General features: G+C 52.5%; 13 protein-coding genes and 1 pseudogene. 5 read left to right on the top strand and 9 right to left on the bottom strand.

The window, feature by feature from the left end; translation table 11 throughout:
- Positions 1-2 precede the first annotated feature (2 nt).
- Positions 3-872, top strand: coding sequence for a glucose-1-phosphate thymidylyltransferase RfbA (rfbA, locus tag MHN28_RS12670; protein ID WP_239340175.1), 870 nt, complete (start codon positions 3-5; stop codon positions 870-872).
- 133 nt (positions 873-1,005) lie between these two features.
- Here the strand turns inward: rfbA and glf are convergent, their stop codons facing one another.
- The 3 genes from glf to MHN28_RS12655 are packed head-to-tail and all read right to left on the bottom strand — an operon-like array spanning position 1,006 to position 3,843.
- Positions 1,006-2,154 carry a UDP-galactopyranose mutase gene (glf, locus tag MHN28_RS12665; protein WP_255732771.1) on the bottom strand — a complete coding sequence of 383 codons (1,149 nt, stop codon included), beginning with the start codon at positions 2,152-2,154 and terminating at the stop codon, positions 1,006-1,008.
- 1 nt (position 2,155) lies between these two features.
- A complete protein-coding gene (locus MHN28_RS12660) occupies positions 2,156-3,046 on the bottom strand; it encodes a hypothetical protein (protein ID WP_239340169.1) in 891 nt (296 codons plus the stop codon).
- Positions 3,043-3,843, bottom strand: coding sequence for a glycosyltransferase family 25 protein (locus tag MHN28_RS12655; RefSeq protein WP_239340166.1), 801 nt, complete (start codon positions 3,841-3,843; stop codon positions 3,043-3,045). The genes MHN28_RS12660 and MHN28_RS12655 overlap by 4 nt, the downstream gene beginning before the upstream one ends.
- Before the next feature lie 613 nt (positions 3,844-4,456).
- Here MHN28_RS12655 and MHN28_RS12650 point away from each other — a divergent pair.
- Together MHN28_RS12650 and MHN28_RS12645 are read left to right on the top strand one after the other, a co-directional pair.
- Complete coding sequence (locus MHN28_RS12650; RefSeq protein ID WP_239340159.1) at positions 4,457-6,256, top strand: ABC transporter ATP-binding protein; 1,800 nt, start codon at positions 4,457-4,459, stop codon at positions 6,254-6,256.
- Positions 6,257-6,619: 363 nt separating this feature from the next.
- Complete coding sequence (locus MHN28_RS12645; RefSeq protein ID WP_239340156.1) at positions 6,620-11,164, top strand: glycosyltransferase; 4,545 nt, start codon at positions 6,620-6,622, stop codon at positions 11,162-11,164.
- Between the two features lie 555 nt (positions 11,165-11,719).
- Here the strand turns inward: MHN28_RS12645 and MHN28_RS12640 are convergent.
- Positions 11,720-12,385 carry a methyltransferase domain-containing protein gene (locus MHN28_RS12640; RefSeq protein WP_239340153.1) on the bottom strand — a complete coding sequence of 222 codons (666 nt, stop codon included), beginning with the start codon at positions 12,383-12,385 and terminating at the stop codon, positions 11,720-11,722.
- Between the two features lie 607 nt (positions 12,386-12,992).
- Between MHN28_RS12640 and MHN28_RS12635 the strand changes: the two genes are divergently transcribed.
- Entirely contained in the window at positions 12,993-13,466 is a 474-nt protein-coding gene (locus MHN28_RS12635; protein WP_239340149.1) for a CmcI family methyltransferase, read from the top strand.
- Between the two features lie 799 nt (positions 13,467-14,265).
- Positions 14,266-17,175, top strand: coding sequence for a class I SAM-dependent methyltransferase (locus MHN28_RS12630; protein ID WP_239340139.1), 2,910 nt, complete (start codon positions 14,266-14,268; stop codon positions 17,173-17,175).
- A gap of 285 nt (positions 17,176-17,460) precedes the next feature.
- On the opposite strand, the gene MHN28_RS25010 is transcribed toward MHN28_RS12630, so the two are convergent.
- The 5 genes and pseudogenes from MHN28_RS25010 to MHN28_RS25005 form a co-directional block, all read right to left on the bottom strand.
- Positions 17,461-17,856, bottom strand: a complete 396-nt coding sequence (locus MHN28_RS25010) for an aspartyl protease family protein (protein ID WP_370645712.1) — start codon at positions 17,854-17,856, stop codon at positions 17,461-17,463.
- A 38-nt stretch (positions 17,857-17,894) separates the two neighbouring features.
- Entirely contained in the window at positions 17,895-18,140 is a 246-nt protein-coding gene (locus MHN28_RS12625) for a hypothetical protein (RefSeq protein ID WP_239340137.1), read from the bottom strand.
- A gap of 304 nt (positions 18,141-18,444) precedes the next feature.
- The gene (rnhA, locus tag MHN28_RS12620; RefSeq protein WP_239340118.1) at positions 18,445-18,906 is read right to left on the bottom strand and encodes a ribonuclease HI; all 462 of its coding nucleotides are present in this window, start codon (positions 18,904-18,906) and stop codon (positions 18,445-18,447) included.
- A gap of 58 nt (positions 18,907-18,964) precedes the next feature.
- Positions 18,965-21,067 carry a hypothetical protein gene (locus tag MHN28_RS12615; RefSeq protein ID WP_239340115.1) on the bottom strand — a complete coding sequence of 701 codons (2,103 nt, stop codon included), beginning with the start codon at positions 21,065-21,067 and terminating at the stop codon, positions 18,965-18,967.
- An 858-nt stretch (positions 21,068-21,925) separates the two neighbouring features.
- Positions 21,926-22,025 (bottom strand): annotated as a pseudogene (locus tag MHN28_RS25005) (recombinase family protein); the annotation flags it as partial.
- Positions 22,026-22,050: the final 25 nt, after the last annotated feature.

The raw sequence follows: 22,050 nt of genomic DNA, 5'->3' as shown, positions 1-22,050 counted from the left end.
GCATGCAACGTAAGGGAATTATTCTTGCCGGAGGTTCGGGAACACGGCTCTACCCGATCACGATGGCTGTTTCGAAGCAGCTGCTACCGGTCTACGACAAGCCGATGATCTTCTACCCTCTCAGCGTTTTGATGCTGGCGCAGATTCGCGAGGTCGCGATCATCACAACACCGCAGGATCAGGAGCAGTTCGTCCGCCTTTTTGGTGACGGTAGCCAATATGGCTTGTCACTGACCTGGATTGTGCAGGACTCTCCCGATGGGCTGGCACAAGCCTATACCTTGGCAGAAGATTTCCTCGCGGGTGCTCCTTCAGCGATGATCCTGGGGGATAACATCTTCTTTGGCCACGGCCTCCCGAGCCTTTTGGCCGATGCTGATGCCAACAAACAGGGCGGCACAGTCTTTGCGTACCGCGTGGCCGATCCGGAACGTTACGGCGTCGTTGCCTTCGAGGGTAAAAAGGTGCACCAGATTATTGAGAAACCGGAAGTGCCGCCATCAAACTATGCGGTCACTGGCCTGTACTTCCTGGATGGCGATGCACCGGCCCGGGCAAAGCAAGTCCAACCTTCTGAGCGCGGCGAACTTGAAATTACGTCGCTTTTGCAGATGTACCTGGACGAAAACCTGCTTGATGTTCAAACAATGGGCCGGGGTTTTGCATGGCTGGATACAGGTACGCACGGCACTTTGTTGGAGGCGGGGAGCTTTGTGCGAACTCTGACAGAACGCCAGGGAATGCAGACCGGTAGCCTGGACGAGATCGCTTGGAGCAATGGGTGGATCGATGATGCCGCTCTTGAGAAGCGTGCCAAGCTATTCGCAAAATCGACCTATGGCACCTACCTTGGTTCCTTGCTGAGCGATTAGGCCCGACACCGCGCCGGAGCACCAGACGACCACACGTGATGCGCATCCACGTTGGTTGCGGAACAAAGATGTTCGATCCGATCAGGCTAGAACGTAAAACGCGTAGGCGCTGGACCGAAACGGCCCGGCGCGTCTAAACCGGCGCGACAAAAAACGGTTTCAGGTCCTGATCCGCTGCAATCGCGTCCAACGAAGCGCGCGCGGTGTCGAGAGCCTCGCGGATCGTAACGTCCATATCCAGATACCGATAGGTGCCCAAACGACCGACAAATGTGACGTTTTGGGTCTCATCAGCCAGGGCAACATATTCACCCAGCAATGCCTTTTCCTTCACCTGACGGATCGGGTAGTAGGGAATATCATCCGGACCAGCGGCGCGGGAAAACTCACGATAGCAGACCGAGCCTTCATGCATTTCCCATGGCGCGAAATGCTTGTGCTCGGTGATCCGGGTATAGGGCACGCCTTCCTCGCCATAGTTCATCACCGCGCAGCCCTGATAGTCGCCGTCATAGGTGAACCGTTCGAAGTCGAGCGTACGATAGCCCAGACGGCCAAGCTCATAGTCAAAGTAGCCGTCCAACGGGCCGGAGTAGAACACGTGATCGAAGTCTTCCGCCATGTTGCGGTCGAAGGTGGTGTTCAGCTTAACCGTGATTCCTGAGTGGTCGAGGATACCGGCAATCATATCGGTATAGCCGTTCTCGGGCATGCCTTGGAATTTATGGAAAAAGTAGTTGTCGTCGTAGTTGAACCGAACCGGCAGACGCTTGAGGATCGACGCCGGTAGCTCGGATGGGTGACAACCCCACTGCTTGATCGTGTACCCCTTGAAGAACGCCTCATAAAGATCGCGACCGACAAACCGCATCGCCTGTTCTTCGAAACTCTGCGGTTCGGTGATGGACGTGTCAGCCTGCTCTTCGGTGATAAACGCGCGTGCTTCGTCCGGGCGCATGGTCTTGCCAAAGAACTGGTTGATCGTGTGCAGGTTCACCGGAAGGGAAAAGACCTGGCCCTGAGACGTGGTTTTGACGCGGTTCTTGTAGGGCAGGAAGTTGGCGTAGCGGTTCACATACTCCCAGACTTCTTCGTCGTCCGTATGGAAGATATGCGGCCCGTATACATGGACCATGACACCGGTATCGGCGTCCCGCTCGGTGTGGCAATTGCCGCCGATATGGTCGCGGCTGTCGACCACTGTGATCTCGTGGCCTTGTTCGGCAAGTTCCCGGCCGATCACAGCTCCGGACAGCCCTGCCCCCACCATCAAAAACCGCATCTCAGGCACTTTCCCGTTTCAGCGAAATCGTTGTCATGTCGAGACGCTTGATCAACTGGCGTCGCGCGATCTTGAAAATGCCCGAGCGCGCCTCGCTAGCGCTACGGAACTTCGGCAAGACCGACATCCAGGCCCGGCACATCCGCCATCCCACCGGCAGACGACCCGAGATCGGCTGACCGCCCCGCAGGATGGCCGCAAAAACGACAGGAACCGTGCGCTGCGACAGATCGAACATCTCTTTCAGCACCGCCTCTTCTTCCTCGGAACTCAGGTTGTCGGACGCCGCCATCGCTGCCTTGAGGTTTTTACCGATGGGCCGCGTGTGGTGCATCGCGATTTCATCCAATATCGCGGTTCTGAAGGCGCCAGCTTCGGCCCAGCGGCACCAGATATAGTCCAGGCCGTAGCCGCTCATCGTGCCCTGAAACAGCGGCAGCGCTTTCCTCAGGATATCCTGATGCAGGCAAGGGGCCATGATCTCGATGTAATTCGTGTATCGCAACACGAAGCCCGGGCATTGGCTGAACACGAAATGCGAGAAATAGCTTTCAGGGGTCAGGGATGGCTGCGCGATACGCAATCCATACACCTGCATAGCATCGAACAGCGCGTTGACATCTTCTGCCCTAATGTCGAGGTCGTCATCCGGCAGCCAGTAATAGTCATATTGGTCAAGGTCCCGGTCCGTTAGAGTTTTGTACAAGCCATCCCACTTGCCACCCTTGACCAGAACGGCCTCGACGCCCGGCTCGGGTTCAAACCCGGCAAAAGCCTCATCCGAGAAATAGCTGATAAGAAGATCATAGGCACGATCTTCGTAGGGGATTTCCTGCCACCGATGGTGCAATGAGTTGCTGCCCGCACGGACAACCACAAGGCTTTTCTTCATACGCGATTCCGGACCCGACTATCGGCCTTCATTAACGGGCCGAGCCCCTCAATCATGTCCGGGTTCAAAGGATGGCTCAACCGTCCGTGTGTGTATTTGGCCTGATAGAGCAAGTTGCGAACGAGTCTGGCCAAGGTCGAACCCGGTTTGGTACTGCTTCGGCAATGGTCAATCGTACTGTCGAACTCTTCGCGCTCTGCGACCATCTTCTGCCCAAGCGTCAGGATTGGCACATTGTGCTCCCAGTAGAATTTCAGATCGATATCAATCGGTCGCGCAATCGGAGCGTCAAGTGCCAGAAGGCGCGCGGCCGCCCGACGGCCAATGATATAACCCGTGGTTCTGGGCGGAAGGCGATCTGAAAGAACAAGGTCCTGATCTGCAACGGATTTTATCACTTGCCCGTTGTTGCCGGACACGCCGTCCAGCTTGATCATGACGTCTTCAAAGCACTCGCCACATTCGTTAAGCGCCTCAAAAAATGGCCTGGGATCCTGCACGAATGTGGCATCATCTTCCAGAACAAGGCTTACAGGGTCCTGAGAATCCACAATCTCCTGCCATATCTGGCGATGCCCCAAGGTACAGGCGACTTCGCTGCGGCTGAGCGGTCGTTTGAACTTGATGCGGTTCATCTCCGCATCATAAAAGTTCTGCAACTCCGAGTTGTTCAACTGGCCACCAGAAATGGCGTCGCTGAATTCGTGACTCAAGCCAAGGCGCGCAAACTCGTCTTCGCAGAAACGTCGCCGCTCCACGTCGTTGGGCAGACTCAGAATGACGGCCTTGATCGACACTTACCTATTACCATTAATTTTTCCACGGCGTTAGTATGGACCGTATTTACCAAGCACAAGCGTAAAAGGTCGATCCCTTTTTCCATGACACATCAACAATTTCAAACGGCAGAAAACCGCCCACAAGCCACTAACGAATTCACATTCCAATGCCTGGCCCTGAAACATCGAGCCATCCTTGCCTCCTGACGTTAACATATCACGATGAAACTACGAAGGAAATCGTTTGGCGCTGCCAAGTGCCCCTGTGCAGAGTTTTGCCGGCCATATCCCTTTCATTTACGACCCAGAGTCTACACCTGCTCAGGAGACACCTTCGGAACGCTCAAAAGTTGTGCAAATGTGGTATTGTGTTGAATTGAAAGTGCCAAATTCCGCCGTTTCGGCCAGTTCTTACGCGCATGTCGCATGCACCCTGCGATAAATACGCAACGTCGCAGTCATCCAATTCAGCAACAGGCACTTGCGCGACCCGCCGCATAAACCTATTTGCGTGAGACTCTGTGCCCCGTACGAAATGGGCAACTCTGTCGCGTCATTTGATCTGCCCTTTAGACAGGATCGATTATAGGTTATCTGAGCGAGCGCATGATTTCATGATCTGGAGAATTCAATGATTAAGCGTGCCTGGACCGAGTGGCGATCAGGCTACATGGGCCGCCTCATCAGCGAGAGCTTTTTTGCTCAAGGGGGCCTTTATGCTGTTGCCATCGTAGCAATGATCGCCGTTGCTGCGACCACCGCTGGCTCTGCCTACATGATGGAGTACATCGTCGATGCGATGATCAGCCCAGACATGCGCGAATGGGCTGCAATGATCGCTCTCGGCGTCGTTCTCTTGTTCCTGACCAAAGCGGTGGCTTCCTATGTGCAGGCCATCTACCTTGCGCGTGCGGGCAACCGGATTGTTGCGGTGCAGCAGGACCGCGTTTATCGCAAGCTGCTTCGGCACGGCGTTTCATTCTTCGCTGAGAACGAATCCGCAGATCTTCTCATGCGTACAACGCATGGTGCGCAGGCCGCGCGTCGGCTTATCGATGTCATTGTCACCGGCTTCGTTCGCGATGCACTGACACTGGTGGGCCTTGTGATCGTCATGGTGTATCAGCAGCCCGTTTTGTCGGTCATGTTCTTCGTTGTCGGCCCCGTTGCCCTGTTCGGTGTCCGGCAACTTCTGAAAAGCGTACGTGCAATTATGCAGGCCGAGTTCAAATCTTTGGCCGAAATCATCCGCGTCCTGCAGGAAACATCTGCTGGGATCAAGGTGATCAAGGTGTTTTCGCTGGAAGATAAAATGATCACCCGCATGGATACGGCCATTCGGAAAGTCGAAGATCGTGCGAATGACATTGCGCGCCTGCAATCAATCGCCAGCCCATTGATGGAATTTCTGGCCGGACTGGCCGTTGCCGGTGTTCTTGTCGTCAGCACGCTAGGAATTGCGGGCAGTGAACAACCGACGGCAGGGCAATTGATGTCCTTTATCACCGCTTTGCTTATGGCCTACGAGCCTGCGAAACGTTTGTCGCGGATGCGCGTTCAGATCGAGACCGCCATGGTCGGTGTCGGCATGCTGTTCGGACTTCTGGATCAGAAAGACACGATGCCGGAAAGCCCCGAGGCACGCGACCTGCTTGAAGGTCCGGGCGAGATCGCCTTGCGAAACGTTACCTTTGGCTATCACGGATCAATGCCGATTATCGAAGACATGAATGTGACTTTCGAAGCCCAGAAAACCACTGCTTTGGTCGGACAGTCCGGCGGCGGAAAATCAACGATATTCGGCCTTATCATGCGGTTCTACGACCCGGATGAAGGTAGCGTTGAAATTGACGGCCAGAATATCCAGGACGCCCGATATTCTTCGCTGAGGCAAAAAATTTCATATGTGGGGCAGGACACGTTCCTGTTCTCTGCGTCCGTGATGGAAAACCTGCGCTGTTCAGCGCCTGATGCGACAGACGACGAGGTAATCGAGGCTGCAAGGGCCGCGCACGCGCACGACTTCATCTGTGAACTGTCTGATGGCTATGACACGCCTGTCGGTGAGAACGGAACCTTTTTGTCCGGTGGTCAAAAGCAGCGAATTGCCATCGCTCGCGCGATTTTGCGCAACGCCGAGATACTGCTGCTGGATGAAGCCACCAGCGCGCTGGACGCAGAGTCGGAGTCTTTGGTGCAAAAAGGACTGGATGCCCTGACGCAGAGTATGACGGTGATCGTTATTGCACATCGCCTCTCGACCATTCTTGAAGCCGACAAAATCATGGTTGTTCAGGACGGCGCGGTGGTCGAACAGGGTAATCTGGAAGAGCTGATGCAAATGAACGGAAGTTTCCGCAGTCTTTTCGATCAGCAATTCAGGAAAAGTGAACCGAAGGCCGTTGCTGAAATCGCAGACCAGTCTCAGTAGCCGGGAAACACGCTGGCACCTTGAGACATGAGGGGGTCGTTGTTTTCAGCCGCCTGCCCGCCCGATGATTGAATCCACTCCTCGCCTCGCGGCCCGATCAGTTGCTCTAAGCCACTCAGCAAAAGTTCCTCCAACGCCCGCCAGCAGGCAACATATTACCTCTGTTTTTTTCGATCTTGGTAACGATTTAATCTGGTCATCCAACTGCAATGGGCTTTAAATACGACAGAGGTAGGCGCACCAATGCTTGGCGTTCGAATAGCAGGCAACGCACGAATAGCTGGAATTCAAACTGAAATGTATGGATACAGGGCGTCGTACTTAAGCAGGCCAAAAATAGCAAACTAAGCCGGACGAGACGTCTTGAATTTTCTCAATCACAAAATCACTTTTCCTACCTACGTTGCCGAAGCTTCTGGGTATGAACATGGCCCATTCTTAATGTGGCTTACCCGGGCGATGAAGCCAAAGCGCATCGTCGAGCTTGGTAATTCAGGTTATATTTATTGTGCAATTTGCGAGGCGGTCCGCGAATCGAACCTTGCCACAGAGTGCTTTGTCATCAACGCTTTGGGAATGGACGAGCACGCTGGTAGGATTGTCGAGGAGTATGAAAAATATGCCTCTTTCAGCCGTTTGCTGGGCAAGACCATTGAAGAGGCGCCAGAAGATTTTGAAGATGGCAGTGTGGATTTACTTCATTTTGGGGGGCAACACTCGTACGAAGTTGTTAAACACAGTCTTGAAGTTTGGGCTCCGAAGCTTTCGTCGACTGCAATGATCCTGCTTCACGGAACGGAAGGTCACGGTCTGGACGTTGGAAATAATCGTTACTGGAGTGAGATCAGCGATGGTCGAACATCATTGAATTTCACGCATGGCGGCGGCCTAGGCGTTCTGTTTTGGGGAAACGAAGCCGCAGAAGGACTAACCGATCTTTATGAATACGCAAAAAATGAAGCTAAAAACGATACAATATTAACGCTGTTTTCCTCAATCGACGGCCTCATGACTGCAGATCGCAAACTTGGTGAAACAAGTAAGAAACTTACCCATCTAGACGAAGAGCTGGCCTCGCGTGAGATGGCAAATCAAATGTTGCGTAGACAGAACCACTCATTGCAGGTTTCTCACAATCAACTTGAAAGAGATCGAGATGAGATGCGTCAAAGTTTGATAGACGCACGCATCAAGCCATTGAAACAGTTCAAGCGAAAAGTTGTTTCGCGTATGCTGTATTCTCTGTCGAAGAAAGATTGGATTTTTTCGCAGCGTCGCCGCGACCGATTCTTAAGCTCTGCTAAAAAACGTGATCCAAAGCGAATTGAGATCGAGGTTAGCCAATCTCAATACTGCCATAGAATTAAAAAAACTATTCACGAAAACTGGGATTTCGAGGAAGAAGCGAAATTCCTGAACAGATTGCGGGAAAGAGTACCTTCGGTCGCAGAGATGACCGTTTCCGTGATCATGCCGACGTATAACCGCGCCAATTTGCTAACCGCTGCGATCAATTCCGTGTTGCACCAAAGCCATGCGAATTGGGAATTGATCATTGTCGACGACGGCAGCGACGACAATACGGCGGAGGTCGTTGAGTCTCTAGACGACGGCAGAATTCGTTATTTCAAAAAGCTTGAACGCGGTGGTGTTTCTGCAGCACGGAATACCGGGCTTGAACGCGTTCGGAACGAATGGGTTTTCTTCCTTGACTCTGACAACGCTTGGCGCTCGGACTACTTGGAGACCATGCTTCGCTTTCTGCGCGCTCATGATCTGAAATCGGCCTATTGCGGTATCTCTCTGCACGAAGGGGAAGAAACCCCGGTTCGTTACCTATTCCAAAACTTTAGCCTGACGACGTGCATCAAGGGAAACTACATCGACCAAAACGCATTTTGCATGCACCGTATGTATGCGAAATGTAGATATGATGAGTCCATTCGCAGGTTAGTCGATTGGGACTTTATTCTTAGGGTCGCCTCGAAAACGCCAATACTTGGCGCCCCGTATATAGGTGTGGACTACAGCAACGACTCACGCACAGATCGAATTTCAAAAAGTGAGTATGCAAACAACACGGATTACCAGAACCTGGCTCGTGGTATTCAGCTCGCAGCGATTCAGCGATTGTATGAAGGTCGTGGCTATACTGTAAGCGACAAGCGACGGCGTATCGCGGTCGTGTTTCACGTGCACGATCCGGAGTACATTGATGAATTTTTGAATAAGTTGTCGAATATCCCAGAACCATTCGATCTGATCGTGACCACACCACTGCAAGAATACAGTCAGGAAATCGCTCGGATCAAATCCCAGCATCCAGACGCAGTTATCCAATATTATCCAAACGTTGGCCAAGATATCGGCCCATTCCTGGACATCATTCCGACACTGCTCAACTACGATCTGGTTTGCAAGCTTCACACCAAGCGCAACGTAGATCCTTGGGGCAGCGCCTGGCGGGATACTATGAAGGATGGCGTACTTGGTTCTGAGGAACTGGTACGTTCTATCCTGTCATCCTTCGATGACCCGTTGGTTCAAGCGGTGGGACCTAAGGAAACCTACAAGATGTGGGAAACTGCAACTTCGGATCAGACAAAAAGGTTGCTGCGGGAATTGACCGGCGGCCTGAAGATTTCAGAAAACACTTCGCGGCCTTGGGGATTTTTTGCCGGGTCCATGTTCTGGATTCGACCAAACCTTCTGGCCGAGATTTCGGGGTACTTATTCGAAACACCCGTATACCATGGTCGCGCCACAAATGACGGTCAGGTAGAACAAACGCTGGAAAGGGTAATCGGCATGTCGATGGCATCCGATCCAGCGTCAAAAGTTGGCTTGGTGGATTCCGACAACCGTGGGGTCAAAATTGCGAATGTCACCTCTGGTAGCGTAGAACCAATGCACGAAACGCTCGACCGTATCGCGGAGGGAATGGGGATACTTCTGCCTGTCGAAAAGCATAGCGAAACCGCGCAGATCTCGATCAAGATTCCCGCGCCAGAGCAAAAAAAGCAACAATGGGGAGACTACCACTACGCCGAGGCCCTGGCAAAATCATGTCGTGAACTTGGCTGTCAGGTTTCCATCGATTTCTTGGAGGATTGGGGAAAAACGCGACGTGGCGATGACGTAAACCTGTGCATTCGAGGGTTAAGCCGATTTGAACCGCCTTCTGGCCAGATGAACGTCCTTTGGGTCATAAGCCATCCTGATCAGGTCTCGTTTGAAGAGATGGAACAATACGATCTGGTTTATGTGGCATCTCTCAGTTACGCGAATTTCCTGCAACCCATCGTGCAGACAACCGTCAAACCCTTGCTTCAGGCAACAGACACGGATCGGTTCAGACCTTCGGTCAAAGCCGCAACCAATGGTTCCAATGTCCTCTTCGTCGGAAACTCGCGCAATGAGTACAGACCGATCGTGCGTTGGGCGGTGGACGCAGACGTGGATGTCGACGTTTACGGGACGCTTTGGGATCAATTCCTACCGGCCCGCATGATCAAAGGCGAAAACATAAGCAACGCGGAACTGCCGTCATACTACAAAGGCGCAACGGCGGTTTTGAATGATCATTGGCAATCCATGCGGGAGTTTGGTTTTATTTCCAACCGGATCTTTGATGTTCTGGCGTGCGGCGGGCGGCTGATCTCGGACGAAATTCCGGCAGTTTCCTATACGCTTGGGTCCGGGGTTCGGCAGGTTGCCGGTCCCGATGACCTTAAAGAAGCAGTTTCTGAATCGGCAGCGAACACCGATGAGCTCTCGGAACTGGTTAGGAACAGTTATAGTTTCGACAAGCGTGCTCAGGTCATTCTTGGTGATGTGTCCACGTTGCGCCAATATTCCTACGTGCGTAATCCCGCACCGGCGGTTTTGCGAAAGAGGACGCTCAGAGTAAACGGCATCATCCGGCAGGATGGTAGCTATCCTCAAAGCAGCGCGTTTATCCGACTGTATTGCCCGCTGACGAGCGAAAGCGCGTTTGAAGAGGTCGAATTCGGTCTCATTCCCGCGCGCGAGGCGGAGGCATCAGGCGATGTGGCTATCGTGCAGCGGACCGCGTTCGACACTGAGCAGCAGGCCGATGATTTTATCCGTGCGTGCAAAGCGTCGGGTACACGGCTCATCATGGACAACGATGACGATTTTAGGCTGATCGACGAACGCCACCCAGAGTTTGAGTTCTACAAGCCAAAGGTCGCAGCCTTTGAAACGGTGATGAACGCCGCCGAACAGGTTTGGGTTTCGACAAACGTTTTGGCGCAGCGTTACGCTGAGTTCAATCCAACCGTATTGGAAAACTGCATCGATCCCAGACTCTGGCGAAACTACCGGAACGATTTCGCGTTAGGATCTAATGCATTGCGCCTTATTTATGCGGGGACCCGCACGCACGACTCTGACTTTGCTATGATATTTGGCGCGTTGGAGTCGTTGGCTGCGCGCTACGACTTTTCTCTTACTTTGATCGGAGTAACTTCCAACGCTCCCAAGCGTCCTTGGCTGAATGTTGTTTCGCCAGACCCATCGCAGGGTTCTTACCCCCGTTTTGTTCGCTGGCTACGAGAGCAGGGGCAATTCGCCATTGGGCTGGCACCGCTGGAAGACAGCGCATTCAATTCAGCAAAGTCCGATCTGAAACTGCTGGACTACGGCGCACTTGGAATTGCCCCCGTGGTTTCCAATGTTGTGTCTTATCGCTCGACGATCGAGACACATGGTTGCGGAATTCTGGTCGAAAACACACAGGCTGACTGGATCGCGGCACTAAGCGACCTTTTTGAGGATCGGGAAAAGCTCGAATCCATCCGAGATGCGGCGCGAACCTATTGCTACAATGAGCGTAGTGTTGAACGGCTTTACGAAAAGCAGAAGAACGCTTTGTTTAATAGTTAGCGGTTTTGCAAAAGTTCAACGAATGGCATGAGAGAACCCTCCTTGTTACTCATGTATCGCGGTTTTTCGAAACCCAGTGATACGCTGGCCTGTGTGTTGAACACCAGGGCTGCGCAAAAGTAATGGGTCACATAAAGTGCCATTTCTTCGCAATGAAGAAATTCGTCAGAAAAACTCTGTGCGTGAGATAGAGCCAGACGGCCCCGTAACCACATCGACGTAACGGCGTTGCGGAGGAGCCGGTCACGTGTTGATTGGCTGCTTGGTGATCGAAGCTATGACGTCTACTGGCATAGAGGAGCTTTGAAAGACAGGGGGATGCATACCTGCATCCCCGCTTACACGCCGCACAAGGCAACCGCGAATTAAGACAAATTTAGGCACAAACTGCGCAACCGACTCGAGACCATGTTCGAAAGGCAACCACAGGTCTTCTTTTTCATCACTCTCGCAGCAATAGAAATTTACTGGGTACGTGTCCTGACATTGGCTTTGATCTCAGCTTAACCGGGTGCAATTGCAAAGCACACTCCAAGCAAACGGTACCAACCGACGCTACGCTCGACCAAAAATCTTTGAGAAGAGTTTCGGGCTTTCTTGAGGCTGGAGTTGTTTGTGCGGCTCAGAAACCTGTAGAAGAAGATCGTCTTTCTTAAGTGGAAATACTGATGAGCCGGTAAATCCGTTGCGTTCCCTTTCCGGAATGTTTGCTTCGTCCAACTCCTTGACCGTGGCGTAGTTAAGCATGGAGTAAGTTGTGGGAATGTTAAATATCATACCCAGATTTCGGTGAACATCAGCTGCACCAAACCGCCTTACGTGATCATTTTGCCCAAACCAAGCGATGGCATCCTCTTTACTGATATCGCCCAGGTCTTCAGCGGATGTCCCGCCCATGAACGGCACGCATACGAAATGCATCCCGCTTGGCTTCAGTGCACGGTGAAGATGAAAAAGCACCGCCGTGACGTTACAGGGTATATGCTCCATCACATGTGAATGAATAATTAAATCGTAGTGGTTGGAGGGAAGGTTTGCGGCATCCTCGCAAAGATCGAATTTGCGCACGGTACAGAAGGGAAAATTCCCGGGTTCAATGTCAATGGGATCGTAGTCAATGTTTTCGCGACTTAGTATGCCAGCAAGCGATTTTTCCGGCGCCAAATGCAGCACCCGCATACCGGGGCGGGGAAGTTCGTTTTTGTCCAGAAGGAGTTTCACGAACCGTGTTCGTTCCAGTGAATTACACTGGCCACATCGGACTCCCTTCCTGGAACCCATGTCTCTCCAATCTTCCGAACCGCAGCAATTGCACTTCATGCGACGCACTACCCTCTAAGTTACTTTCCGCAATCCCGCCTCCCTAACTCGAAAGGTGAGCGCATACAAGGTTAAGCGCAAGGTTGCTAATTTGACCAGCTTGTAGCGTGCATACAGAACGGTAGGATAGCCACCTCAGGCTGAGATTTGCTGCCCATTATAACTAACGTCACAGTTGCGATTGGCGCATGGATGAAGGTGACACATAACTTTGCACGAATGGGGCTGCCATAGCCGATTGGCCACCAAATTTCAGAAACGTTTTCTTATAACGAACCCGTTTTCCTGTTTTTGTTGGAAACAGAGCATCGCGCCGGGGGCACGCATCCCCAAGACGATCAGAAACAAGATCTGATGACGATGCCCATTCAACAGGTTCCGTGCTCGATTACGCTGTTCAAAAATTCGGCCAGCTTGTTGATAGCCTCCGGAAACTGGCTTAGTCGCTGTCAGCAGATGCAAAGCGGAGCACGAAGAAATGTCCATAGATTCTCTTCACAGGTGCTTTTTGAACAACGCCAACAAACGCCTGCACAAATGGGTCCACTATTTCAACATTTGCGAGCGCCACTTGGAAAGATTCAGAATCAAGTCGCCTGTCATGCTGGAAATTGGTGTCTTTGGAGGCGGGTCCCTGCAGATGTGGAAGGAATATCTTGGCCTAGGGTGCAAGGTTATCGGAATCGACATCAATCCGGAATGCAAAGAGCACGAATATACGGACATCGAAATATTCATCGGTAGTCAGAACGATCCGGAACTTATCGAAGAGATTTCGACCAAATACCCTGAAATTGGCGTCGTTCTCGACGATGGGAGCCACATGATGCCGCATATGATCGCGTCGTTTGAGCCACTTTATCATCGGCTGACCAAAAATGGCTGTTGTATCGTAGAAGACACACACATGCTACTGGCCCGAGTATCACGGCGGCTTTGGCGCGGAAGGCAGCTTTATGGAATTCGTCAAATCAAAACTTGACGAAATAAACGTAATACATACGCGTGGCGCGCTGCCCCAGACTGAATTCACCCGGTCGACAGACTACATTGCCTGCTATGACAGCGTCGTCGCCTTCGAGCGGAGACCACAAGGCCACCGTCAGGTCCCAATTACTGGCCCGATGAACGGCATCAAGTGATCCAAGCCGCGCTGGGTCTTTGCAGGCTCGGGTTCTACTAGCCTGCTTCGTTTCTGATCGGTTCGCCACCGTTCTTTGGTATTAGCACCGGCATCAATGGTGCTTCACTTGACAGGCTGCGGAAACCAAAGCACCCGCGTTGAATTGCCCGCCAGATCAGAACCGGGAGGCCCGTGTTCCGACTTTTCAAAACGCAGAACTCGCAGGCGGATTCCCGCCAAGCTGACGATCCGGCTCGCGCGCCGATCTGGCTGGACAAGCTGTCTGAGGGCATGACAGGCGGGCATTCTGCGGCAGGGAAGTTTGGTAGCGACTGACCCGCAAAGCCGGTGCCGAAATACCGAGACCGAACGGCGCGCCAAACTCACCCATCCGCTTCATTATTTTATTATTTAATTTTATGTTCTTGACAGAAAGCCATCTTGTAAATTCAATCGCAGCGGAAAGTTGAGATCCCCGCATTGAAACCATGTTGGACACCGTTGAATGCATGCGGTTTAATTTTGCACACAAGGCAAAACCTGTATCCACGAATGACAGGCTGTGGCATTTCCGATGACACAGTTGTTTTTGCTGCACAGCTGGAATAACGAGGCGTCGTAAATTGTCACCTACAAAGCGAAAGTCAGTAGAAATCTAATGAAATTTCTGGGTCAAGCAGCTTCAATGCCTTCGTACGTTCCAACGTCAGCCTGGCTCCGTCACGGGCATTTTGCCTCTTGGTTGGTCAAGGCAATGCGCCCGTCGACGATTGTCGAACTTGGCTCGCATTTTGGGTTTTCCTATTTTTCATTTTGCCAGGCTGTGAAAGAAAATGAACTGCAGACACGCTGCTTTGCTGTAGATACCTGGCAGGGTGACGAACACGCAGGATTTTACGATAATGACGTCTTTGAAACGGTTGAAGCGGAGAATGCGAAGTACGGCAACTTTAGCACGCTGCTAAGAAAGACTTTCACCGACGCGTTGGATGATATTCCGGATGGATCAGTCGACCTTTTGCATATCGACGGCCGACATCGTTACTCGGATGTCAAGGAGGATTTCGAAAGCTGGATTCCAAAGCTTTCTCAGAATGCAATCGTCTTGTTTCACGACACGGAAGTTCGCCGCGGAGACTTCGGGGTAATTGAGTATTGGGCGGAGCTTGAAACCCAATACACGACGATCAACTTTCCGTTTCAGCACGGGCTTGGGGTTCTGTTTTTTGGCCGCGATGCGACACCGGAAATTTCGGAATTTAGGCAGTTAGCGTCTTCTGAAGCCGGACGTGATGCTATCTATGCGTTGTTTTACGCCCAGAGCAACGATCTTTCATGGAGCGAGAAATTAGGAAAGAACGATCTTTCGTGGAGCGAGAAATTAGGAAAGCTGGAAAGCCAAAACGCCGCAAGCTCTCAGATTATCAATGAACTCCGGGCGGATTTTGCAGAAAAAGTTAAAACTGTAACCAACGAATACAGCAAGGATCTGAATTCAGCCTGGGATGTGACGGCGCGCATAGCCAACGGAAGCCACGAACTTCGCGAAGAAATCGCTAAGGCACGATCACGCCCGTCGAAACTTATGAAAGACCGACTTCGCTATAGCATTCTCAAGAAGCTGGCCAGAAGCCGTTTGCCGTTAAGCGAAAAAACACGTCGGCGTATTCGGAAGAGCATCGCAAAACGAGACCCCAAACGCAGTTTGAATGGCGAACTTGCTGCGCTTGAAACGCACATCATTCATAACCGGCACGCGTTTGTTCAACTCGAAGGCCGGCTAAAAATGTCCGCTGTGTATTCCGCAGCGCTGGATGCAATCTTGACCGAGCGCCGCCTTGGTTTTCGTGGCTCGCTGGAAAAATTTGCCAAACTGAGCCAAGAGATTGAAACCGCAGGCCAAAGCTTTGATCAATCGATGCTTCCACGCTTTTTGGCCAACACAAGCAGTACGTCCCAGCAAGGGCCGATAGTTCGGCCTCAGAACTTCGTTGGGTCGACCAAAATCCCTGACGGGTTGGTCATCTATACGTCTTTGTTTGGGGACTACGATCAGCTGCCGCCCGTGTGCACGGAGCACAACGGTATTGAGTTTGTCTGCTTCACCGATCAAGATATCTCTGCGCCTGGATGGACGATAGAACGCCGAGAGCCGTCGCACACCAGTTCGAACCTTGCGGCAAAATATTTCAAACTGATGCCACATGAGGTTTTCCCCGACCGGGAATATTCGTTATTTGTCGATGCGAATACGCTCTTTAAGGGGCGCCTGGATTCCTTTGTCGCCAAATGGCTGCAAGCGCATGACTTTGTCATGTGGAGGCACCCAAGCCGGGATGATATCGTTGATGAGGCCGAAACGATCATCCTGATGAACGAGGATGATCCTGAAATTGTCAGCCATCAGATGGCAAAATATGAAGCGGAGGGTTTTCCACGCAACGCCGGCCTCTACGAATGCTCCTTTATCTGGCGCAAACACCATAACCCGGAAATCAAGGACTTGATGGAAGCTTGGTGGCAGGAAGTAACCACGCAGTCCTGCCGCGAGCAGATCAGCTTTTACCAATTGGTACACAAAAAAGGGCCGAAGCCGCTTGCGCTCCCCAATTCTCTGGGAGACTCCCGCAACAACGTATTGTTTACTAAATTGCCGCACCAACCGCGCGTTCAAAGGAAACTAACAAAACCGAAGCAGCAGCCAAAGGTGGCATTTCTGTTTGATGAAGAAAGCCGCTCGTTTGGGTCTGCATTTATGCGATCCAATCAGTTGGCATCGCTGCTGAAAGAACAGTTGCAGGATACGGCTGCCGTTTCATGTACGACCGACCTAACCTCGGTGGAGGATAGTTTTGTCGTGGTTGGAAAGCGTCTTATGGACCGGATCAGCGATAGCCAGATACACGATCTTAGAATGCGTAATGTTGCGATTGCAGCTGACCCTGTAGACGCTGTGGTATCGCCTGAGAAGGCTTCGCATTATGATATGATCATCGCGGCATCGCTTAACGGTCTTGAGAGTATCAGAGCCACCTCTTCATCGACACCCAGCTACTTGTTGACACACCATGCGGATCTCAGAATTGATGTCGCCGCGGCCCCGGAAGACAAGTTGAGGGTTGGGTATTTTGGCGAGCTGGTAAATACGGTTGGCAGCGAAACCCTCGGGCACCTCGTTGACTACAACCTGATAACGACAAACAAACTTGAAGACAGCTGGTTGACCAAATTGGGCAACTACAACGCCCACTTTGCGGTCCGAAACGTTCGCAAGATTGATGGCTTCAAGCCGTTCACGAAAGGTTTTGTCGCCGCAAAATGCGGTGCCGTGATCCTTTGCGAACGCGATGTCGGCGACAACCGGTTTTATTTGGGCGACGATTACCCGTATTATGTACCTAGCACCGAGTTGGACGAGATTGAGCGTTTCCTTTTCGAGCTAAACGACGATTACGGGTCTGCATCGTGGAAGTATGCTCAGGAAATAATGGAGTCAGTTCGTCGCCGCTCGTCCGCAGAGTGGATCGTACAGGAATTCCGCGCGATACTATCGGAAGCGTGGGGCTAACGCCCTACGTTTTCCGTCAAATTGGCGAAATCGGTTTGTGGTGGCTCAACACCGCGCTGACAGGGCATAGATACCGGTACCTTTGCAACCAAGCTTTTTAAGGCACTTAGAAGAGGTTGTCTTGATGGGCAATCTGGCGACCCCGGCAGGAAGCTTTCGCGCCAGCGCAAACCCTCAAGATAGGCAATTGAAAAGCAAGGATAATGTCTGAATTTGACGTAGTGTAAATCTGGTGTGATGATAGTTACACTACGTCAAATTACATACAAAACCTGACCTGCGCGGCTAGTAGCAAATTGTCATAATAGTCGTCGGGCCGTTACAGATCAAAACGCACTGCGATAAGAAATCACGCCCGATCAGACCGTCAATTCCCTGAGGTCGTAGGGTTGTTTCCATTACGGGAAGCGCATCAATAACGAACGGTAGTGTTCCTGCTGTGCCGTTTGGTACGATTAAGCTTGCGTCATACAGAGGGCAGGAAACTGGCTTTCCATTGGTTGATGGTGTTTGCATATCGACAGACCCAGTTGGGGTCAGACCCAAAGGTGCAACCAATCCGGGGTCGACGCACGTACCTGACGCGCCTGTGTCGACCAGAAACGTGCCCAGAACGGGAATTGGTGGGGTTTTTCCTTGGCGTGTTAGCGCCGCCGAATGCGGGGCGCTGAGACCGACCATGACCTGTAGAAGAGGTCCAGCAGCTCCGTAGTTCAGTGTTATACTCGGCATTCAGTGACGATATCCCGAGTAAAGAACGCAACAGTTTCGGACGGGGCAATACGCTTCACCAGAAACACGCCATCATCAAACTTTTCGTACCCAACTTTTAGGGCATCCGCGTAAGCGTCGAAGTAGTCGATTACTTCTGTTTCCTTGATGAGGACAAATTTGCCAGCGTGTGCAAGAAGCTCGGGAAGCTTCTCGTTGTATGTTTGGATTTCAATCTCAAGTAGCTTTGTCATATCGAATCTCCCCCGAGAGCGCTTAACGGGTTTACCGCCGAATAAGCAAGTCTCGTCGTAATTGATAGCACTATGTGTTTATAAAATGGCAAATTGTCCATTTTTCAAAGAAAAAATTTGTGAGCTCTCCACATATTGTGCGCGGGTTCTTGCACTCCACAAGTTGTCACGGCGGGGGCTACGGCGGGGACTGTTGTTTAACCTATCTGTATAAATTTTCGTGGCGAGTTTCAGTGGTTAAAACACTGCTGCCCCCCTCGGAACGGGGACAGCTTGAGATGTATTCTCTACTTTCCATAGGCATTCACGCGACCTTGTTGGCTGCCGCTACCGCCAACCCATCGACTTCTTCATTCCTTGGGTCCCCAGCGTGTCCCCGCACCCACTCCCATTGCACGTTCAATCCGTCTGATGCGGCCAAAAGCTCTCCCCAAAGGTCGCGGTTCTCGACGGGTTTCCCACCCGCATTACGCCAGCCGTTAGTCTGCCATTTTGGCACCCATTTGGTCATCCCTTGGATAAGCAGCCGGCTGTCGGAATAAACCGTGATCTGGGCTTTTTCGTCGCGTCTGATCTGACGAATGCCTTTGATGGCAGCTGTCATTTCCATCCTGTTGTTTGTGGTGTGTGTGACACTGCCACAGACGGGCCGCTTCTTGATTTCGTTGCCGTCCTCGTATCTTCGGACGACTGCCGCCCAGCCACCGCGACCGGGATTGCCACGGCAAGAACCGTCGGTGTGAATGGTGATTTCAGTGTTTCTCATTTGGGGTTCTTCTTCGTTCGTTAGGAGGATGGGGAGGCCCCCGCCTAAGCGGGAACCTTTATCGGTCTTCACCTCTGTTGATCGGAGCCAGCAGCGGGTTCGCTGAGATGTCCGGTGAGATGGTGACCTTCGTCTGCTCAGGAGGGTTGGCTTCCTGTTCAGCGATGAAGTCAGAGCGTTTCTGGATGGTGGAGTTCACGTCGTCCAAGGATGGCCCTGCGCTCTCAAGAGCATCGACGGCAGCCTGTTGGATTTGTGTGATGTGGATGCGGTTGGGCAGTTCTTTCGTCCCGTCCGCTGAGTGAGCCACGTTGCCTTTGTAGGCGACCACCCAATAGTTGGAACCATCGAACGTAGGCATGAGGGTCAGCTCATCGACGTCGTCCCCTGAGGCCGCAGCGAATGCTGTCAGGTAGGCCGTGGAGGCTTCATCCATGTTGCCCGGCACCCAGATGTCGCGGGTGTTGATGGCAGCACCGTTGATCACGGTGTGGCTCTGTTCCCAGAGTTCGACCGAGTTATCGATAGCTTTCTCCATCGGGACGCCGAGGTCCATCTGAACGCGGACCATGTGTTCAATATCCTGAGATACTCGCTGACCATTGGCTACATTCTCGCCGAAGCCAAGGAACCCACGGCGTTTCACCAGTCCTTTTACGGCGGTATAGAACTCGCCCCGCTCAACAGAGGATGACAGGGACTTCCGACCACCCTTACGGTCAATCGTAGCGGACTTGAGAAGGGCCTCATTCGGCTCCCATCCAAGGCTCTCCAACAACTCAGCGTCACGGTAGATCGCTTCCGCCTCATCAGAAACATGGCGTCCACGAACCTGCGGGTTGTCGCTCAGGCCCTTGTAAAGGTCGTACCCAACGGTTGCCCGTTCAGGTAGCTCAACTTGACCGTTAGCGTCGACTGAAGCCAGAGCGTCAGTGATTGCAATGTGCCCAAAGGTCATAGCCGCCTGCCATTTGGGATACTTGTAGTCGATACCCATCGCGCCGAGTTGTTGCGCCATGACTGCCGGTGTGGAACCTTTGCCTTCCAGCGTCATCATGATGTGTTCGGCGTTCTTCTGAACCAGTTCCTCACGGGTGATACTGATCGTATCGCCTGTGTGAGGGTTAACCACCTCTTGGTCCATGATCTGCCAAGCACGTCCTTCAAGCACCATCTTGAGGGCCTCGTTACCTGCTTCCAGCTTGATGTTGTCGGACCACGCTTCAGCCGTCTGTCGTTTCAGAGCCTTGCGGTTCTGCTCAAGCAAACCCTCATGCTCCCTTTGGCTGATCTGTTCACTCTTCTTCAGTGTATCCAGTTGGACGATCTGTTCAGGTGACAGCCCACCCACCGAAGCGGCAACACTCAGGTCCACCATAGTCGCAGTGTTGGCTTCCCTCAGGTGCTTCCCTTGGTTGGCCTTGGCGGTTTCCAATAGCTGGGCAGCTTTCTCGGAATACTTCGGGCGCTGAGAGAAGGAACCCACTTTGGTGCCGTCGTCTCCGACAGCCTCATAGTTCAGGATTGCTTCCACCGTTGCGAAGTCACCGGCTGCTGCGTACTCGGCAGCAACCATCATGACGTGGTCATCCATCTCCGCATAGGTCAACCCGAGGGCTTTCTTATGGTCGGTGTAGATGGCCCGAACGTGAGGCATGATGTCCCCGCCGCTTGCAATGGCTGTGTCGATTGCTCCCCGAGTGACGCTAACAAAGTTGGTGCCTGTCTGTTCTTTGACCAGACCAGATTGGTATTCGGAGTGCTGGTTTTTGACCGCATTAAACAGCCCCCCCATTCCTTCCCGGTAGCCTGACATGATAAAGGGGTTGTCCCCGTAGGCCGCGAAGTCGTTCTCGGCGTACTGGGCAAGGAAGGCGTCAATGTCGCCGTTGTCCTTGTCGAAGTTGTTATTGTACTCGTCGACGATGGCGCGCTTGCGTTCAGCCGCATATCCAAGCGCTCTTGGCTTCTGGACTGACGGAAGGCTTGCGACGGTGCGCGTGTAGTTGGTGCCAAGAGCATCACGTTCAGCGGCAAGCTGGTCGGTCGTGTTCTCTAGGTTCATGTTGATGCGGTCTTTGTTGGTCGCGTGCTGACCGTATAGGTCGCCCAGTAGGGCATCCACGCTGAACCCGGTAACGCCGCTGCCTGAGGCCCCCATCCATGATGATCAATCGCCCGGTATGGCTGCCTGTATCATCGCATTCCCGCCAGAGCAGTATCGGGTCCAGTTCTCGACCAGACCGTAAGGCTTTCGCTAGGGTGTCGATGTGGTTGGTGCTGGGTGCTTCACCAGAGCGAAACCAGAATCGGGGGTCTTTTGCTATTGACGTGACAGGTATGTTGTCGCGTGTGGTCGCGACATTCTCAGTGTTGAGTTCAGAGGCTTTCATTGCTCTTGGCTCCAATTAACAAGGGTTGAGGGTTCGCTTCATGAGTTGTGTGCAACTTGGCTTTTCAACTGATAACGCCCTAATGCACAGACACGTCGAAGTAATCTGACGGGACCTAAGCCCCGCCATCTCATGACAACAATGAATGGAAACACACATGAAGTGCCCGATAGGTTCCGCTTCAGGGAAGCCCACGGGACAACTCACGGGATATGCTAGGGTGAGACGTCCAGCATGCAGGACGCCCCACCACAGATGGTCTGCTATCAGTTTCCTTGACGGTCGGTGATAACGCCACGCTGACATCGCCTCGCACTTCCATGGAACGAGGCAATTCGGAAATTGTATGTACGGCTTGTATGGGGGTTAACTAGCTCGTCAGACGTTTGTGTACGGCTATAGTGGGGGCAAATCACGCCTTCGGATGCAATCAGTAGGTCAGGCAGATACTAACGTGGTACAGGGCAATGATGTGGGTAAATTGGTTTTCTGCTTGTATGAGGGTCAACTCCGCCCGATGCGGTAAACGCTCGCTCGACTGATACCAAACTCAGCCATGATGTCTTTCGGTTTCACACCGCTCTGGAATGCCTCACGGATGGCTGTTGCCTTGTCCTCATCCATTGCGGGGCGTCCCTTGAACTTCCCTTCAGCCTTGGCCTTCGCAATCCCTTCCCGCTGCCTCTCAAGCATCACCTCACGTTCAAACTGAGCAACGGCCCCTAAAGGGAACTTCCCGCAGGTGGAGAGA

This window comes from Ruegeria sp. Ofav3-42, assembly GCF_022347725.1.
Taxonomy (GTDB): Bacteria; Pseudomonadota; Alphaproteobacteria; order Rhodobacterales; family Rhodobacteraceae; genus Ruegeria.
The sequence above is the reverse complement of the archived record's forward strand: the minus strand, read 5'-3'. Positions and strand labels throughout refer to the sequence as shown.

What these genes read in the sequence shown, in the direction of transcription:
- rfbA (WP_239340175.1), top strand. Translation starts at nt 3, where the DNA reads ATGCAACGTAAGGGAATTATTCTTGCCGGAGGTTCGGGAACACGGCTC.
- MHN28_RS12625 (WP_239340137.1), bottom strand. Translation starts at nt 18,140, where the DNA reads ATGACAAAGCTACTTGAGATTGAAATCCAAACATACAACGAGAAGCTT.
- rnhA (WP_239340118.1), bottom strand. Translation starts at nt 18,906, where the DNA reads ATGAGAAACACTGAAATCACCATTCACACCGACGGTTCTTGCCGTGGC.
- MHN28_RS12660 (WP_239340169.1), bottom strand. Translation starts at nt 3,046, where the DNA reads ATGAAGAAAAGCCTTGTGGTTGTCCGTGCGGGCAGCAACTCATTGCAC.
- MHN28_RS12615 (WP_239340115.1), bottom strand. Translation starts at nt 21,067, where the DNA reads ATGGGGGCCTCAGGCAGCGGCGTTACCGGGTTCAGCGTGGATGCCCTA.
- MHN28_RS25010 (WP_370645712.1), bottom strand. Translation starts at nt 17,856, where the DNA reads ATGGTCGGTCTCAGCGCCCCGCATTCGGCGGCGCTAACACGCCAAGGA.
- glf (WP_255732771.1), bottom strand. Translation starts at nt 2,154, where the DNA reads ATGCGGTTTTTGATGGTGGGGGCAGGGCTGTCCGGAGCTGTGATCGGC.
- MHN28_RS12650 (WP_239340159.1), top strand. Translation starts at nt 4,457, where the DNA reads ATGATTAAGCGTGCCTGGACCGAGTGGCGATCAGGCTACATGGGCCGC.
- MHN28_RS12630 (WP_239340139.1), top strand. Translation starts at nt 14,266, where the DNA reads ATGAAATTTCTGGGTCAAGCAGCTTCAATGCCTTCGTACGTTCCAACG.